General features: G+C 69.1%; 15 protein-coding genes. 8 read left to right on the top strand and 7 right to left on the bottom strand.

The window, feature by feature from the left end:
• Positions 1-15: 15 nt before the first annotated feature.
• The 3 genes from ACEN9H_RS09580 to ACEN9H_RS09570 all read left to right on the top strand — a co-directional run bounded on the left by ACEN9H_RS09580 (position 16) and on the right by ACEN9H_RS09570 (position 2,316).
• Positions 16-378, top strand: a complete 363-nt coding sequence (locus tag ACEN9H_RS09580) for a hypothetical protein (RefSeq protein WP_056135719.1) — start codon at positions 16-18, stop codon at positions 376-378.
• Positions 379-420: 42 nt separating this feature from the next.
• The gene (locus ACEN9H_RS09575; protein WP_413674575.1) at positions 421-1,662 is read left to right on the top strand and encodes a metal-dependent hydrolase; all 1,242 of its coding nucleotides are present in this window, start codon (positions 421-423) and stop codon (positions 1,660-1,662) included.
• A gap of 117 nt (positions 1,663-1,779) precedes the next feature.
• Positions 1,780-2,316 carry a tetratricopeptide repeat protein gene (locus ACEN9H_RS09570; protein WP_413674574.1) on the top strand — a complete coding sequence of 179 codons (537 nt, stop codon included), beginning with the start codon at positions 1,780-1,782 and terminating at the stop codon, positions 2,314-2,316.
• 41 nt (positions 2,317-2,357) lie between these two features.
• Here the strand turns inward: ACEN9H_RS09570 and ACEN9H_RS09565 are convergent, their stop codons facing one another.
• Entirely contained in the window at positions 2,358-2,693 is a 336-nt protein-coding gene (locus ACEN9H_RS09565) for a glycosyltransferase family 2 protein (protein WP_413674573.1), read from the bottom strand.
• Between the two features lie 255 nt (positions 2,694-2,948).
• Between ACEN9H_RS09565 and ACEN9H_RS09560 the strand changes: the two genes are divergently transcribed.
• The 5 genes from ACEN9H_RS09560 to ACEN9H_RS09540 all read left to right on the top strand — a co-directional run bounded on the left by ACEN9H_RS09560 (position 2,949) and on the right by ACEN9H_RS09540 (position 11,857).
• Entirely contained in the window at positions 2,949-5,192 is a 2,244-nt protein-coding gene (locus tag ACEN9H_RS09560; protein ID WP_413674572.1) for a TonB-dependent receptor, read from the top strand.
• 70 nt (positions 5,193-5,262) lie between these two features.
• A complete protein-coding gene (locus tag ACEN9H_RS09555) occupies positions 5,263-6,138 on the top strand; it encodes a carotenoid biosynthesis protein (protein ID WP_413674571.1) in 876 nt (291 codons plus the stop codon).
• A complete protein-coding gene (locus ACEN9H_RS09550; protein WP_413674570.1) occupies positions 6,135-7,505 on the top strand; it encodes an oxygenase MpaB family protein in 1,371 nt (456 codons plus the stop codon). Before ACEN9H_RS09555 ends, ACEN9H_RS09550 begins: the two co-directional genes overlap by 4 nt.
• Positions 7,506-7,508: 3 nt before the next feature.
• Positions 7,509-10,943, top strand: a complete 3,435-nt coding sequence (locus tag ACEN9H_RS09545) for a response regulator (protein ID WP_413674569.1) — start codon at positions 7,509-7,511, stop codon at positions 10,941-10,943.
• On the top strand, positions 10,940-11,857 hold the full coding sequence (locus ACEN9H_RS09540) for a diguanylate cyclase (RefSeq protein ID WP_056135738.1): 918 nt from the start codon (positions 10,940-10,942) through the stop codon (positions 11,855-11,857). Before ACEN9H_RS09545 ends, ACEN9H_RS09540 begins: the two co-directional genes overlap by 4 nt.
• Here ACEN9H_RS09540 and ACEN9H_RS09535 read toward each other — a convergent pair whose 3' ends face one another.
• The 6 genes from ACEN9H_RS09535 to ACEN9H_RS09510 form a co-directional block, all read right to left on the bottom strand.
• Positions 11,858-12,289, bottom strand: coding sequence for a DoxX family protein (locus ACEN9H_RS09535; protein WP_056135741.1), 432 nt, complete (start codon positions 12,287-12,289; stop codon positions 11,858-11,860).
• A gap of 99 nt (positions 12,290-12,388) precedes the next feature.
• Positions 12,389-12,760, bottom strand: coding sequence for a nuclear transport factor 2 family protein (locus ACEN9H_RS09530; RefSeq protein WP_413674568.1), 372 nt, complete (start codon positions 12,758-12,760; stop codon positions 12,389-12,391).
• 5 nt (positions 12,761-12,765) lie between these two features.
• On the bottom strand, positions 12,766-13,320 hold the full coding sequence (locus ACEN9H_RS09525) for a flavodoxin family protein (protein ID WP_413674567.1): 555 nt from the start codon (positions 13,318-13,320) through the stop codon (positions 12,766-12,768).
• On the bottom strand, positions 13,317-13,541 hold the full coding sequence (locus ACEN9H_RS09520; RefSeq protein WP_056135750.1) for a tautomerase family protein: 225 nt from the start codon (positions 13,539-13,541) through the stop codon (positions 13,317-13,319). The genes ACEN9H_RS09525 and ACEN9H_RS09520 overlap by 4 nt, the downstream gene beginning before the upstream one ends.
• Before the next feature lie 10 nt (positions 13,542-13,551).
• Positions 13,552-14,304: an SDR family NAD(P)-dependent oxidoreductase gene (locus ACEN9H_RS09515; protein WP_413674566.1), complete on the bottom strand. Its 753-nt coding sequence runs from the start codon at positions 14,302-14,304 to the stop codon at positions 13,552-13,554.
• A 120-nt stretch (positions 14,305-14,424) separates the two neighbouring features.
• Positions 14,425-15,351: a LysR family transcriptional regulator gene (locus ACEN9H_RS09510; RefSeq protein WP_413674565.1), complete on the bottom strand. Its 927-nt coding sequence runs from the start codon at positions 15,349-15,351 to the stop codon at positions 14,425-14,427.
• Positions 15,352-15,420 lie beyond the last annotated feature (69 nt).

Here is a 15,420-nt window from a genome sequence, read left to right as displayed (position 1 = left end):
CTTGCCTGAGTTCCAATGAAATTACGCCAACTTACCGTTTTCCTGGGTGGATACCTCGCGACCGTCGTCGTTCTCGCCCGCCTCTACAACAGCTTTTCCGGGATTGCCTCGACCGCCGTCATCGCCATCTGCCTCGCCATCGCCCTGCTGATCGGCTTCGCGGCGGGCACGTCGGAAACGGCTGCACGGCATGGCGCGGCGTTCGTGCTCGCCTCGTTCTGCGGCGCGCTCACGATCCTGCTGTCGTTCTACGCGCGGACGGCCGGCGTCGCCCTAGTCGCCTTGCCTTACGTCTTCTTCTGGACGAACGCCGCCTGGCTGGGATTGCAGGCGGCCCGGATCTGCCGGACCGCGTTGAACGCACCGTCCGCGCAGTAAGCACGTCGATCCGCCAGCTTGCGGTTTGGGTAAGATTGCAGGATGGATAATCTCACCCACTCCGTCGTCGGCCTCGGCATCGGCGCGCTGATCGACCGCAGCGTGCCCGCCGAGCCCGCGCCCGACGCGCAGCGCGTCCGCACGCGCATGCTCCTCACCATCGGCTGCCTCGCCAGCAATTTCCCCGACCTGGACCTCGTGCTCACGAAGCTGCTCGAAGCGCCGCTGGGCTATCTGTTGCACCACCGCGGCCATACCCATACGTTGCTGGCGGCGCTCGGCGAAGTCGCGCTGTTGCTGGGGCTCGTCTGGCTGCTGTGGCCGGCCGCACGCGGACTGCTGCGCACCAGCCCGCGTGCCAGGTTCGCGGCGGTCCTGACGGCGTGCCTGGGCATGGTGCTGCACATCTCGATGGACGCACTCAACGTCTACGGCGTGCATCCGTTCTGGCCGTTCGATACGCGCTGGTATTACGGCGACCTCATCTTCATCGTCGAACCCGTCTTCTGGATCGCGTTCGGCATCCCGCTCGCCCTCATGGTGCGCGGGCCCGTGCGGCGCGGATTGCTGCTGGCCCTGCTGGTGAGCGTGCCCGTCATCGTGACATTCGCCGGGTTCCTGCAATGGGGTTCGCTGGCCGGGCTGCTGGCCCTCGCCGGCTTCCTGGCGTGGATCGCACGTTGGCGGGCGCGCCGCGCCGGTGGCGACCGTGGCCGCACCGCCCTGGCTGCCGGGCTGGCCGCGGCGCTCGCCTTCGTCCTCGTCCAGGCGGCTGCCATGCACACAGCCCGCGACACGGTCGCAGCCGCCATCGCCCGCCTCGACCCGGGCGAACGCCTGCTCGACACGGCCCTGTCCGCCTATCCCGCCAATCCGCTGTGCTGGTCGTTCGTGACCGTGGCCACGGATGCGGCGCACGGCAGCTACCACCTGCGCCGAGGCCAGCTCAGCGTCGCGCCGGGCATCACGCCGGTCGCCTCCTGCCCGGCCGGGATCGCGGGCCGTGCCGCCGGCGACGATGCGCAACTGGCCTGGCAAGGCGACGCACGCGACAGCCTCGCGCGCCTGCACGACCTGCAACAGAACAATTGCCACTTCAACGCCTGGATGCGCTTCGCCCGCGCGCCGGCCATCGACGGCACGACGGCGACGGATGCACGCTGGAGCCCGCTGGGCAGCGCCAATTTCTCGACGATGGACTATGCCTCCCTCGCAGACATGCCCTGCCCCCGTCCCGTGCCGGACTGGGGCTATCCGCGCGCGGACCTGTTGCGGCAGCATTGAACACCGCAGGGGCACAGGAATGTGCCATAAGGTGACACATCGTCGCGCTCGCCGGCGGCCAATATGTGGCCCGGATATTGCTAAAGGATCAACCACCTTCACAACCAGGGAGATCCGATGCGAAAGTTCCTCATCTCGACCGTGTGCTGCGCCACGCTTCACGGCGCGGTGGCACATGCCCGACCGCCAGGCAATGGCGCACCCGACATCAAATCCGCCGAAAGCGAACTGAGCTATCGGTCCTACATCACCAGCAACAAGCGCATCAAATGCCTGTACGGCTATGCGGCGAACAAGACGGGGGACCACGCGGCCGCCATCCAGATCTTCGAAGACTGCATCCGGCGCTGGAACGACGTGTTTTCCATGATCGGGCTGGCCCAGATGTACGACACCGGCATCGGCATCCGGCAGGACGCCGCACAATCGACGGCGCTGATGCGCCGCGCGGCCCAACTGGACGACGGCTCGAGCTATCCGAGCCTCGCCCGCTATCACTTTGGCGTCGCGCTGGCGGAGGGCTATGGCATCGAGAAAAATATCGCCGAAGCGCGGAGATGGCTCCACAAGGCGGCCGACGAAGGGGTGAACGAAGCCGCCGCTTATCTGGATCATCTGGATCACCTCGACCACCAGGATCGCGCGGCGCCATGAGCGCCTGGCCCGCCACCCGCGGGCCGCGTCCTGCTGTGTGATCACGTGCCGGAAGAAGGCCACAAGTTCCGGCACGTGCGTATTCGAAGCAGAACTGCACGCTGCATGCGCAGTACGCCCACGCGGGGCCCGTCGCGCAGTTGCGCGGCCCTGGTCGTCGATGCCGTCATAGAACACCCCCACGCCGAGCCGGCGCGCCAGCGCCTGCATGCGACCGCCGCCGCCGACGCGTCACACGAGCCGTCGTCCATGCCCACCGCCTCCCACGCGTCCAGCGTCTGGGCCTGCAGGCTCGCGAGCGCGCGGGCGATGAAGTGCGCCTGGTCGAAGGTCGGCACCAGCACGCTCACGCGGGGTTGGAAAGATGTCGTCGCCATGCAACAAGCATAAGGAAGCGAGGCTGTGCGCATTTGCGCCGGATCAGTCGTGCGCGTGCCCCGGAAACAACGACTTGTGAACCTTATTGCATCACTTTGTGGTTACTGGGCACTATTGCCCGTTCGCACTACCTGATAGACTCCTCCGTTTCACCCGCCTGCAATAAACTCTCACGAAAATCACGCAGGCAGGTGACGCCAGTGCAAAAGACACGGCGCACCAAGCAAACGACTATAAAAAAACTGGGATAGTTCATGAAGAATCAGCAGGGTCGGTTGACCCCCAACCTGCTCGCCATGTCGATCGCGGCGATCGCATGGAGCGCGCCGGCGTGCGCGCAGGTGGAGACACAGGGCGACGGCATCCAGGAGGTGATCGTCACGGCGCAGCGCACGGCCGCGCCGGAATCGAAGACGCCGGTGGCGATGAGCGTGCTCACGGCGCGCCAGCTCGACGCGATCGGCGCCGACACGCCGGGCGCCCTCGCCGCGCGCCTGCCGAATACGTACCTGGAAAACTCGTACGACGGCCTGCGCATCACGATCCGCGGCGTGTCCAATGCGGACGTCACGGAAAAGGGCGACCCGTCGGCCGCCTTCATGGTCGACGGCGTCTACGTCGCGCGGCCGCAGAGCCAGAACGTGGCGCTGTACGACGTCGAGCGCGTCGAAGTGCTGCGCGGCCCGCAAGGCACGCTGTACGGCCGCAACACGACCGCCGGCGTCGTCAACGTGATCACGAAGGCGCCCGTCGGCCGCTTCGAGGGCGACGTCAACGCGGCCTACGGCAGCCGGGGCGAGCGCAAGGTCGGCGCCATGGTCAACGTGCCCGTGAACGACGTGCTGGCGCTGCGCGCCGCCGCCACCTGGAACGAGCACGACGCTTACCTGAAGAACGGGTCGACCACGCCGCGCGGCCTGGGCCTGGACCGCGACGACCGCGCCGCGCGCCTGTCGGCCAGGCTCGCGCTCGGCAAGAACGCTGCGCTGCTGGTGCGCTACGAGGCGAGCCGCGACGACGGCAACAACGACAGCACGGTACCCGACTCGAATTTCTACAACGGCATCGCGACCGGCCAGCCGGTGTGGAACGGCGACTCGACCGACCGCCAGCTGACCTACCGCTTCAACCCGCCGAACACGCGCTTCGAACAGGGCTATTCGCACAAGAAGACGTCCAGCCTGACGGCGGACCTGAGCTGGAACCTCGGCCCAGCGACCCTGTCGTGGCTGGGCGCGCACCGCAGCTTCGATCACGATTACCTGTACAACTTCTACTACCGCGTGGCGCCGACGATCGCGCTGGGCGTGCGCCAGCCGTTCACCGGCACGTACAGCCAGGATTCGCACGAACTGCGTCTCGCGACGAACGGCGCCGGCCCCGTGACTGCCCAGGGCGGCGTGTACTGGTTCCGCGAACGGGCGCGCGACACTTATTATTTCCGCGACCTGCAGGCCGTCGGCCTGCCGCCCTACTATGTCTTCGGCAACGACCCGGTCGAAGCGCGCAGCAAGGCCGTGTTCGGGCAGGCGACGGTCCGCCTGGCCGACGGCCTGCGCGCCACGGCCGGCGCCCGCTACACGGAAGACGACAAGTCGCGTGTCGGCTATATCGGCTACCAGCGCACGGCGGCGTTCAACGCGGCCACCGACCTGCGCGAACTGAACGCGGGCAGCATCTCCACCGACAAGACGACGTGGCGCCTGGGCCTCGACTACGACCTGGCCCCGGCCACGCTCGTCTACGGCTCGATCGCGACCGGCTACAAGGCCGGCGGCTTCAACGACGGCTGCGCCGCGGGGGACGCGCGCAACGGCGTCGGCTGCCCCGCCGCCACCGCGCTGCCGGCCGCCAGCCTCACGTACCAGCCGGAGACCGTGCGCGCCTACGAGGCGGGCGTCAAGACCCGCTTCCGGGACGGCCGCGCAACACTCAACGTGGCCGTGTTCCACTACGACTACCGCAACCTGCAGCTGTCGAACGAGGTCGTGATCAACGGCCGGCCGCGCTACGAGACGACGAACGCCGGCGCGGCCTCGATCCGCGGCCTGGAAGCGGATGGCCAGGTGCTGGCGACCAGCGCCGACCGCTTCACGTATGCCCTCACGCTGCTCGACGCGCACTACGCGAGCTACGTGCCGGACGGCGTGCATTCCTGGGCCGGGGTCAAGCTGGACCGCACGCCGGCGCGCACGCTGTCGCTCGGCTGGGAACACCGGACGCACATCAAAGGCGGCGTGCTGACGGCCGGTGCGGGCACGCGCGCGAGCGCCAGCTACCTGCTGGGCGTGCCGCAGGCGGGCCTGAAGTTCCGCGTGCCCGGCCACACGGAATCGGACCTGCGCCTCGGCTGGGAACCGGACGGTGCGCCGTGGAGCGTGCTGGCGCGCGTGCGCAACGTCGAGGACAAGGTGCGGCCGATGACGATCAGTTCGTCGGGCCTCGCCGTGCCGACCGAGCCGCGCACGGCCGACGTCCGTTTCGACTACCGCTTCTGATTTCAAGCGCGGCCGCCGCCCTTGCGGTGGCCGCATATTTCATCGTTACGTCGTGCCCCTGGAGCCTCATATGACCCCATTGCTGCGCCGTCGTCTGCCCGTCATCGCCGCCACGCTGCTGGCGGTCTTCCTCCTCATCCTGGCCAAGCGCATCGGCGGCGACACCACCGTCGCCCTCGTCGCCAGCTCGCTGCTGATGTTCGGCTGCTGCTGGGCCAGCGCGGCCCACCTGCTGGGCGGCGCCGCCGCGCTGCGCCTCGTCGTCATCGCCACGAGCGTCGGCTGGCTCGCCGAGCAGCTCGGGTCGTCGTACGGCTGGTTCTTCGGCAGCTACGCTTACACGCCCGTGCTCGGGCCCGCGCTGGGCGACGTCCCGATCGTGATCCCGCTGATGTGGTTCGCGCTGGCGTACGTCGGCTACGTGATCGCCAACCTGATCGTGTGGCAGGACCCCGTCGACCGCCCCGCGTCGCCTGGCCACGACGCGATCATGGCGCTGCTGGGCGCGATGGTCGTCACGTGCTACGACCTGGGCGTCGACCCGTACATGGTCTACGTGCTGAAAGCCTGGATCATGACCGAGAAGGACGGCTGGTGGTTCGGCGAGACCGTGCAGGGCTTTGCCGGCTGGATGACGGTATCGTTCGCGATCCTGTTCGCGTTCCGCCGCCTCGCGCGCGTGCGCACGACACCGGAAGACGCAGGCGCCGTGCTGCCGACGATGCGCCACGTGTTCGTGCCGCTGGGCGTCTACGCCGGCCTGATGGTGTTCCAGGTGCTGCTCGGCTACCCCGTCGAGGCCCGCACGATCGCGCTGTTCGCGATGGGCTTCCCGCTGCTCGCGGCCACGATCGGCCTGCTGCGCTGGCAAGGCATCCTGGCTCGCCCCGCGGCGGATGAACAGGCCCCTGCCGTGTCGGCTGACGCGCTGAAGGAGGCCGCATGAGACGCGACGCCCTCGAGCCCGGCCTCGTCGACAACCCGGCGCTGCATGCCGACCCGCTGGCCGACGCCACCATCGCCCGCATCCTCGGCCCCGGCCAGCCCGGCGGTCCGGACATGGCGACGATCGGCCTCCTGAACCGGGAAATCGCGCGCTGGCAGTTGAACGGGGACCTGGACGGCTGGCGCGCCAGCCCCGGCCTGCCGCCCGACATGGCCGCCGCGCTCGAAGAGTACGTGCTCAAGGCCCGCGTGCTGCCCGACTGGGCCGACGCAGCGAAGATCGCGCGCGCCGAAGTCCTGTTCATGGAAATGAGCATGGCCTCGTGCACGCTGCTGTTCTGCGCGAGCCTGCCGCAGTGCTACATCATGCCGGACCTCGCGGCCGTGCTGCATGCGGCCGGCGAACTCGAACAGCACACGGACTACCGCGTGCGCGCCACCGCCGCCATGATCTTCCCCGTCATGATGCACGGCGGCCTGACGGCGCCGTCCGGCGGCGGCGTCGCGCAAGCCATCAAGGTGCGCCTGATCCACGCGATGATCCGCCACCTCGTGCTGCGCGGCGACGTCGCCGAGGCCCTCGTCGCGCCGCGCCGGCTGCCGCGCTTGCTGCCGCAGGCGAAGACGATGCCGCAGGTGCTGTACGCGCACGGCTGGGACATCGACCGCCTCGGCCTGCCCTGCAACCAGGAAGAACTGGGCTACACGCTGCTGACGTTTAACTATGTGTTCCTGCAGGGCCTGCGCCGTCTCGGCCTGCGGCTCGACCAGGGGGACGAGGAAGCGTACATGCACGCGTGGAACGTGCTGGGCGCCGTGCTCGGCATCGAACGCGAGCAGATGACGGACACGATGGCGGACGCGGAACGCATGTTCACCGCCCTCCAGGCGCAGGCGCGGGTCCTGCAGCGCAAGGACGACCCGCGCCCGGCGCTGGCCGGCGCGCTGATGGCGAACATCCAGCGCTACCTCCCGCTGCGCATCCTGAAACCCTTCCCGGTGCTCCTCACCCGCCACCTGATCGGCAAGGCCTCCTCGCGCGACCTGGGCCTCGACAAACGCGTGTCGCTGCTGTCGCGCGGCCTGTTCGTGCTGGTGTTCGGCTTCATCCGCGGCGTCGATGCCGTCGCGCGGCTCGTGTTCCCCGGGTTCTCGATCTCGCGCCTCGTCACGCGCATCCTCGGCTACAACCTCACGGTCAAGCTGCTGATGGACGAGACGCGTCCACTGAAACTGCCGGACACGCTGCTGGGCGAAGTCGGCGACGCCGTCCACGCCTGGCACAATGACGACAAGGCGCCGCGCTGGGTCAACGCCCTCGAACGCCGTTTCACCGGGCGCACCAGGCCCGCCGCCCATCAAGGATAAACGATGTCCGTATTCCGTTTCTTCGCGCCGCTGTTTGTCTTGTTCCTGCTGAACGTGGCCCATGCCGCCCCGGCGCCGCTCGTGCTGGACGACGCCGTGCCGCGCGTCGAAGCGTGGCCCGCCGTCACGCTCGTGCGCGATCCTGGCGGCCGCCTCGACGTCGCCGAACTCGTCGCCGCGCCCGGGCGCTTCGCGGTCCCGCAATCCGCGTACGCCACGCTGGGCATGGAAAAAGGCGTCGTCTGGGTGCGCGTGCCCGTGCTGCCGGCGCCCGGCACCGACGGCGCGTGGACGTTGAAGGTCGACTTCGGGCTGCTGAACCGCGTCGACATGTACCTCGTGCGCGGCGGCCGCATCGAACGCCATGCGCAGGCCGGCTCGGAGCGCACGGGCGAGCGGCCGTCGATCTTCCATGGCGGCCCGGTGCCGGCCTTCCTGCTGCAACTGGAGCCGGGCCAGCGCTACGACGTGCTGCTGCGCGTGGAGACCAACGGTCCGAAGATCCTGCCGATCAGCTTCGCCAAGCCGGGCGTGTTCTACGAGGAGGCGCTGCGCGACCGCCTCGTGCAGGGCATCCTCACGGGCCTGTTCCTGTGCCTGCTGCTGTACAGCCTCGCGCAGTGGGCCAACCTGCGCGAAAGCCTGTTCGCCAAGTACGCGCTGCTGATCGGCGGTCTGGCCCTGTACAACATCGCGTGGTGGGGCCTCGGGGCCGAATACCTGTGGGGCGCCAGCACGTGGGCCACCGAGAACGCCACCGGGATCATCTCGCTGATGACGTCGTGCGGCGCCTACCTGTTCGTCGGGTCCGCGCTGACGCGGCCCGGCGTCGACCGCATCTTCCCGCGCCTGATGCAGACGGGCGCCGTGCTGTGCGTGATCGCCGCCATCGCGTTCGGCGTCGGCCTGATCCACGACGAGGCGCTGGTCGCCGTCGTCGGCTCGCTGGGCATCATGCCGATGCTGCTGGGCCTGCACGGCGCGTTCAACCGCGCGCGCCGCGGCGACACGGTCGGCATCTACTTCCTCGTCGGCTGGGCCGCGAGCTTCATGAGCTCCGTCGTCCAGGCGCAGGTGATCAAGGGCGGCATGGACGCCACCTACTGGACGCTGAATTCGACGCAGTTCGGCGGCACGTTCGACATGCTCGTGTTCATGCGCATCCTGGGCCTGCGCACCAAGAGCATCCAGGACGCGATGGTCCGCGCCGAGGCGGCGACCCGCATGAAATCGGAATTCCTGGCCAACATGAGCCACGAGATCCGCACGCCGATGAACGCGATCATCGGCATGAGCCGCCTCGCGCTGATGGCCGATCCGAATCCGAAGCAGCGCAACTACCTCGGTAAGATCCTCGGCGCGGGCGAGCACCTGCTGGGCATCATCAACGACATCCTCGACTTTTCCAAGATCGAAGCCGGCCGCATGACGCTCGACAAGGTGCCGTTCGACCTCGACGACATGCTCGAACACCTGGCCAGCATCGCCGCCATCAAGACGGACGCGCGCCGCGTCGAACTCGTGTTCTGCGTGCCGCGCGGCGTGCCGGGCCGCCTCGTGGGCGATCCGCTGCGCCTGGGCCAGGTCCTGATCAACCTGACCAACAACGCCGTCAAGTTCACCGAGGACGGGGAGATCGTCGTCGCCGTCGACGTCGTCGAACGCGACGCGGACCGCGTGGTGCTGCGCTTCTCCGTCAGCGACACCGGCATCGGCATGGACGCCGACCAGCTCGCGCGCCTGTTCCAGTCGTTCACCCAGGCCGACAACTCGATCACCCGCAAGTACGGCGGCACGGGCCTGGGCCTGTCGATCTCGAAGCAGCTCGTCGAACTGATGGGCGGCGCGATCGCCGTCACCAGCACGCCGGGCGTCGGCAGCCGCTTCACCTTCACGGTCCCGCTGGGCATCGCCGACGCCGACGCCGCGGCGGCAGCCACGCCGGGCGCGGAACTGCAGCGCATGCGCGTGATGGTCGTCGACGACAGCGCGGGCGCGCGCGACGCGCTCGTCGAAATGCTGGACGGCTTCGGCATCCAGGCCGACGCCGTCGCGTCGGGCGAGGAATCGCTGGCGCGGCTGGCGCAGGCCGTGCAGGAAGGCAGCCCGTACCAGGTCGTGCTGATGGATTACATGATGCCGGGCTGGGACGGCGTGGAGACGATCCGCCGCATCCGCGCCGATGCGCGCTTCGCGGCGCCGCCCGCGATCCTGATGGTCAGCGCCTGCACGCGCGAAGGCGTGCTGCAGCAGGAAGGCGACCTGCCGCTGCACGGTTTCCTCACCAAGCCGGTCGGCCCGGCGCTGCTGTACGACAGCCTGCTGCAGGTGCTGCGTCCCGACCTGGCGGCGCCGGCGGACAAGTCGCCCGCGCCCGCCGACCACCGCCCGGACGCCGACCGCCTGGCCGGCGCGCGCATCCTGCTCGTCGACGACAACGCCAACAACCGCGAGGTCGCGCTCGACTTCCTGGCCGTGGCGCGCATGCGGATCGACGTCGCCACGGGCGGCCTGGAAGCCGTGCGCATGGCGCAGGCGGGCGCCTACGACCTCGTGCTGATGGACATCCAGATGCACGAGATGGACGGCTACACGGCAACCCGCGCGATCCGCGCGCTGCCCGGCTGTGCCGACGTGCCGGTCGTCGCGATGACGGCGCACGCCATGGCCGGCGACCGCGAAAAGAGCCTGGCCGCCGGCATGAACGATCACGTCGTCAAGCCGATCGACCCGGACGTGCTGCTGCGCACCCTCGTCAAGTGGATCGCGCCGGACCGCCTGCAGGGCCGCACCGCGCCGCAGGCGACGACGCCCGTCGCGGCGCCCGCCCCCGCGCCGACGGCGCTGCCGCTCGTACGCGGCATCGACTGGAACCGCGCGCTCGCCAACGCCGGCGGCCAGCAGCAGCGCCTGCGCCGCCGCATCGCCAGTTTCCTGCAGGAGTACGTGCAGGCGCCGCAGGCGATGCGCGACGCGCTGGCGCACGGCGACTATGCGCCGCTGCAATCCCTGTCGCACAACCTGAAGTCCGGCGCGGCCTACATCGGCGCCATGCCGCTGGCCACGCTCGCGGGCAACCTGGAGCAGGAACTGCGCGCCGGCCGTATCGACCGGGTGCCTGTGCTGGCGCCGGACCTGATCGTCGCGCTGGACAGCGTGCTGTCCGGCCTCGCGCGCATCGACGCCGTCCCGGCGCCGGCCGTCACCGGCCTGGATGCGGGCGCCCTGCTGGCGCGCCTGCGCGGCTTCCTGGAAACGGACGACGCGCGCGCCGAGGACGCGCTGGCCGAAGTGCAGGCCGCGCTGGCCGATCCGCGCCACGCGGCGCCGCTGGCGGCCATCCGCGCGGCCGTCGACGAGATCGAATACGAACGCGCGCTGGTTCATCTCGACGTGCTGGAGCACGCCATCGACAGCCGCGTGGAGGCCGCATCGTGAACGTGGAACCGCAAAAAGTCCTGATCGCCGACGACGACGTGATCAACCGCCAGGTACTGGCCGAGCTGCTCAAGCCGGAATACACGGTGCTCCTGGCGAAGAACGGCGAACAGGCGCTGGAACGGGCCACGCGCCACGCGCCGGACCTGATCCTGCTCGACGTGATGATGCCGGACCTGGACGGCTACGAAGTGCTGCGCCGGCTGCGCGCGGATCCGCAGACGGAGCAGATCGCCGTGATCTTCATCTCCGGCCTCGATCGCCCGGAAGACGAGGCGAACGGCCTCAAGCTGGGTGCCGCCGACTACATCGCCAAGCCGTTCAACGCCACCGTCGTGATGGCGCGCGTGGCGCTGCACCTGCAGCTCGTGCGCCAGCGCCGCATGCTGGAACGCCTGGCGCACGTGGACGGCCTGACGGAACTGGCCAACCGGCGCCGCTTCGACGAGCTGTACGCGCAGGAATGGCAGCGCGCCCAGCGCAACGGCTGGCCGCTGTCGCTGGCCCTGCTCGACATCGACGCCTTCAAGCAGTACAACGATTGCTACGGGCACCCGGCCGGCGACCGCGCCTTGCGTGCCATCGCGCGCACGACCGCCGGCGGCCTGCGCCGCCCGGCCGACCTGGCGGCGCGCTACGGCGGCGAGGAACTGGTGCTGCTGCTGCCGGATACGGACATCGTCCAGGCGCGCCACGTGGTGGACGAGATCTGCGCGGCGATCGCCGCACTGGACATGCCGCATGCGGCGTCGCAGGTGGCGCCGGTGCTGACGGTCAGCGTGGGCGGCGCGACGCTCGGCGGCCATGGGCCGGAGAGCGCGGCCGAATTGTTCGAGGCAGCGGACGAACACCTGTACCGCGCCAAGCAGGAAGGCAGGAACCGGGTCGTGTGGCGCAACCCGGTCGGCGGCTGATCAGCGGCGCCCGGGTTCCAGCGTCGACACGACGAGCAGCCCGCCCACGATGCAGACGTGCTCCATGAACGGAATCAGCTCCGCATGGCGCGCCGCACCGGTCGCGTGCCAGAAGCCGTGATACAGCACGGTCGCCAACGCGGTGAACCCGGCCAGCGCCCAGCACGCGGGTTTCAGCAGCCGCCCCGCGACGATCGCGGCGCCGCCGGCCACCTGCAGCAGGACCGTCAGCGCCAGCATGAGTGTCGGTGCCGGCAGGCCGCCCGCCACCACTTCCTGCAACGCGCCCTGCCAGCCCTGCACCTTGTCGATGCCGGCCCACAGGAACAGCACGCCGACGAGCACGCGGCCGGCCGTGCGTACCGTGCGGTCGAAGCCGTCCGCGGGCGCGGCGGCGCGGGTGTGGATGAGATCGAGGTCGGGGGTTGTCATGGGGTACTCCTTTACGGTTGAATCGGATCGCCCGAATCTACACCCCTCCTCACGAAACCGGCTCCGTCTTTGGATGGAGGCACCGGCGCACGGGCAGTGCTAGCCCTCCGTCGGCACGTCCGTAAACACCTTGTTGACGATCATCCAGCGCCCGTGCCAGCGCACGAGCGACAGGTAATTCACGTAGTCGAACCCGAGCGCCGGCACATGCACGCGCGCCGTCGCGATGTCGTGCGTGACGTCGATCGCCAGCACCTGCATGCGGTACGGCTCGCCCAGCGCAGCGGGCGCCGCCCGCTGCGCGACGCCGTCCAGGTACGCGTCCAGCCCCTTGTGGTACGGCTGGCCGTCGCGCGTCGCGAACAGCGCGGCGGCCGGGTGGAACACGGTGCGCAGCAGCGCCGTGTCCCCCGTGTACAGCCCTTTGAAATAATCGCCGAGGACCGCGGCGATGGCCCGATGGTCGTCCATGGCCGTCAGGCGAGGCGCTCGGCCGTCGCGCGCACGCGCTGGCCGAACAGGATCGCGGTGCGGATGTCGCCGGGGACCATCTCGTCGGGCGAGGCGTCCGACGGGGTCGCGGTGGCCAGGCCGGCGAACGAGGACAGGTAGTTCACGTCGTCGCGCTGCGCGGACTTGGCGTTGCTGGGCATGAGGCCGGTGCCGACCCACGCCATGCCGTGCTGCTGCGCCAGCGTGAACATCGTGTACAACGCGGTCTGCTTGTCGCCCGCGACCGACGCCGAATTCGTGAACGCGGCGGCCAGCTTGTCCTTCCAGCCCTGCGTGAACCACACCTTCGACGACTGGTCGGCGAATTTCTTGAACTGCCAGCTCACGTTGCCCATGTAGGTCGGCGAGCCGAACACGATGGCGTCGGCGGCGGCCAGCTTGTCCCAGGCGTCGTCCGGCAGGTTGCCGTCGGCGTCGATGGCCAGCAGGTGCCCCCTGCTGCCTTCCGCGACCGCCTCGGCGATCTTGCGGGTGTGGCCGTAGCCGCTGTGGAAGACGATGACGATGGATTTGCTCATTTTGCAGCTCCTTTTCTTGCCGCTTCGCGCTGGCGGCGCCTGGTCACGACTTCGCCGCCGTGGCCCCAGTTGTCGGTGTTGACTTCGTCGATGACGACGAACGTCGCTTCGGGATCCTTGTTCAGTACTTTCACCATCAGGTCGGTCGCGCCGGCGATCATGGCTTCCTTCTGGTCCTTCGTGACGCCTTCGTCGGTCACCTGGATGAGGATGTAGGGCATGATGGCCTCCTTACCAGGTGCCGGCGGAGGCGCCGCCGTCCACGCTCAGCACGACGCCGCTCGTGAAGCGCGCGTCCGTCAGGTACAGCACCGCGTCGACGACGTCGTCCGTCGTGCCGGTCGTGCCGCTCGGCGCCAGCGTGTTGTAGAAGGCCCGCGTGCCTTCGTAGTCCCCGTGCAGCGGGGTCTCGATGATCCCCGGCGCCACGGCCGACACGTTCACGCCGCTCGCCGCGAGTTCGATCGCCAGCGCGCGCGTCGCGCTGTTCAGACCACCCTTCACGAGCACCGGCAGCACCGCCGGGACCTTCGCGTTCGGTTGCACCGCAATGCCCGCCGTGATGTTCACGATGTGGCCGCTGCCGTTCGCGGCCATGTGTGCGGCGGCCCGTTGCGACGGGTAGAAGAAGCCTTTCAGGTTCGTGTCGACGAGGCGGTCGACTTCGTCCGGCGTGTAGGTGTGGAAGGGCTTCGCGTTGAAGATGCCGGCATTGTTGATCAGGACGTCGACCTTGCCGAAGCGGGCGATCGCCGTCTCGAACAGGGCCTGGGCCGTCGCCGGCTCGGCGATGTCGCCGGCGACGCCGACGAAGTTGGCCGGGTTGCCGAGCTGGGCCGCCGCTGCGTCGAGGCGGGCCGCGCTGCGGGCATTGCCGACGACGTTGTCGCCGCGCTCGATATAGGCCTTGGCCAGCGCGAGGCCGATGCCGCTGGAGGCGCCGGTGATGACGACGGTACGACGATTGTTCGTTGCTGCGTTCATGCTGTTCTCCCTGGTTGTCCGGGCGGCGCCGATGCGCCGTCCGTGGAGACAACTATAGGAACTGCCCGAACGCGGAAAAAGATGGGTTACAGCAAGACAATCGTTACATCGCGTAATGAATCACTTGCGGCGCGGCGTCGCGCGCAGGGATTCGACGAGGAAATCGACGAAGGCGCGCACGCGCAGGGCCACGTGGCGGTGATGCGGGTAGATCAGGCAGAACGGCCGCGCGCTGCCGCCGTACGCCGGCAGCAGTTCGACGAGGCGGCCGGCCGCCAGGTCGGCGTCGACGATGAAGCGGTAGGTCTGGAACAGGCCGCCGCCCGCGCGCGCCAGCGTGACGGCGCCCAGGATGTCCTCGGCGCAGCAGTACAGGCCTTCGGTCGGCAGTTCGATATCCTCGCCGTCCACGCGGAACAGCCAGGGGATGTTGCGGCCCGTGCTGGGCAGCGCGAACTGGATGCAGTTGTGGCCGCGCAGGTCGTCCGGCGTCTTCGGCGTACCCATGCGCTTCAGGTAGTCGGGCGCGGCGACGACCACCAGTTCGGCGTCTTCCAGCGGCCGCGAGATCATCGTCGAGTCGGCCGGCGCGCGGCCCCGGATCGCGAGGTCGAAGCCCTCGTCGCCGAAGTCGACGTTGCGGTTACTGAGGTGGAAGTCGACCTTCACGTCCGGATAGCGGCGCGTGAATTCGGGAAGGATCGGCAGCACGCGGTAATGGCCGTACGGCGTGGGCATGCTGATGCGCAGCAGGCCGGACGGCGCGCTCTGGCGGCCCGTCACGGCGCGCTCGGCCTCGACGAGCTGGGCCAGCGCCTGGCGGCACTGGTCGAAATATTCGCGGCCCGCTTCCGTCAGGTGCAGGGTACGCGTCGTGCGCACGAACAGGCGCACGCCGAGGCGCGCTTCCAGGCGCGACACGGCCCGGCTGACGGCGGCCGGCGTGACGGCGGCGGCCGTCGCGGCGGCCGTGAAGCTCCCCAGCTCGGCGGCGGAACAGAACAGCTCGATGCTGCCGAGCAGGATGTCGTCGAACTGGCGGCTCATCATGACTCCATTCATTACACGGTGTATCAATAATCGTGCATCTTACTTGGTTTATCGACACAGGCGACC

Source organism: Massilia cellulosiltytica (assembly GCF_047325105.1).
In the GTDB taxonomy this organism is placed as follows: domain Bacteria; phylum Pseudomonadota; class Gammaproteobacteria; order Burkholderiales; family Burkholderiaceae_D; genus Telluria; species Telluria orientalis.
Note: the sequence above shows the minus strand (reverse complement) of the source record. Positions and strands in the feature narration are given on the sequence as shown.

Excerpts from the sequence above, each read along its gene's own strand:
- ACEN9H_RS09550 (WP_413674570.1), top strand. The coding sequence starts at position 6,135 with ATGAGACGCGACGCCCTCGAGCCCGGCCTCGTCGACAACCCGGCGCTG.
- ACEN9H_RS09560 (WP_413674572.1), top strand. The coding sequence starts at position 2,949 with ATGAAGAATCAGCAGGGTCGGTTGACCCCCAACCTGCTCGCCATGTCG.
- ACEN9H_RS09545 (WP_413674569.1), top strand. The coding sequence starts at position 7,509 with ATGTCCGTATTCCGTTTCTTCGCGCCGCTGTTTGTCTTGTTCCTGCTG.
- ACEN9H_RS09555 (WP_413674571.1), top strand. The coding sequence starts at position 5,263 with ATGACCCCATTGCTGCGCCGTCGTCTGCCCGTCATCGCCGCCACGCTG.
- ACEN9H_RS09530 (WP_413674568.1), bottom strand. The coding sequence starts at position 12,760 with ATGGACGACCATCGGGCCATCGCCGCGGTCCTCGGCGATTATTTCAAA.
- ACEN9H_RS09510 (WP_413674565.1), bottom strand. The coding sequence starts at position 15,351 with ATGAGCCGCCAGTTCGACGACATCCTGCTCGGCAGCATCGAGCTGTTC.
- ACEN9H_RS09575 (WP_413674575.1), top strand. The coding sequence starts at position 421 with ATGGATAATCTCACCCACTCCGTCGTCGGCCTCGGCATCGGCGCGCTG.
- ACEN9H_RS09565 (WP_413674573.1), bottom strand. The coding sequence starts at position 2,693 with ATGGCGACGACATCTTTCCAACCCCGCGTGAGCGTGCTGGTGCCGACC.
- ACEN9H_RS09535 (WP_056135741.1), bottom strand. The coding sequence starts at position 12,289 with ATGACAACCCCCGACCTCGATCTCATCCACACCCGCGCCGCCGCGCCC.
- ACEN9H_RS09580 (WP_056135719.1), top strand. The coding sequence starts at position 16 with ATGAAATTACGCCAACTTACCGTTTTCCTGGGTGGATACCTCGCGACC.
- ACEN9H_RS09520 (WP_056135750.1), bottom strand. The coding sequence starts at position 13,541 with ATGCCCTACATCCTCATCCAGGTGACCGACGAAGGCGTCACGAAGGAC.
- ACEN9H_RS09515 (WP_413674566.1), bottom strand. The coding sequence starts at position 14,304 with ATGAACGCAGCAACGAACAATCGTCGTACCGTCGTCATCACCGGCGCC.
- ACEN9H_RS09525 (WP_413674567.1), bottom strand. The coding sequence starts at position 13,320 with ATGAGCAAATCCATCGTCATCGTCTTCCACAGCGGCTACGGCCACACC.
- ACEN9H_RS09570 (WP_413674574.1), top strand. The coding sequence starts at position 1,780 with ATGCGAAAGTTCCTCATCTCGACCGTGTGCTGCGCCACGCTTCACGGC.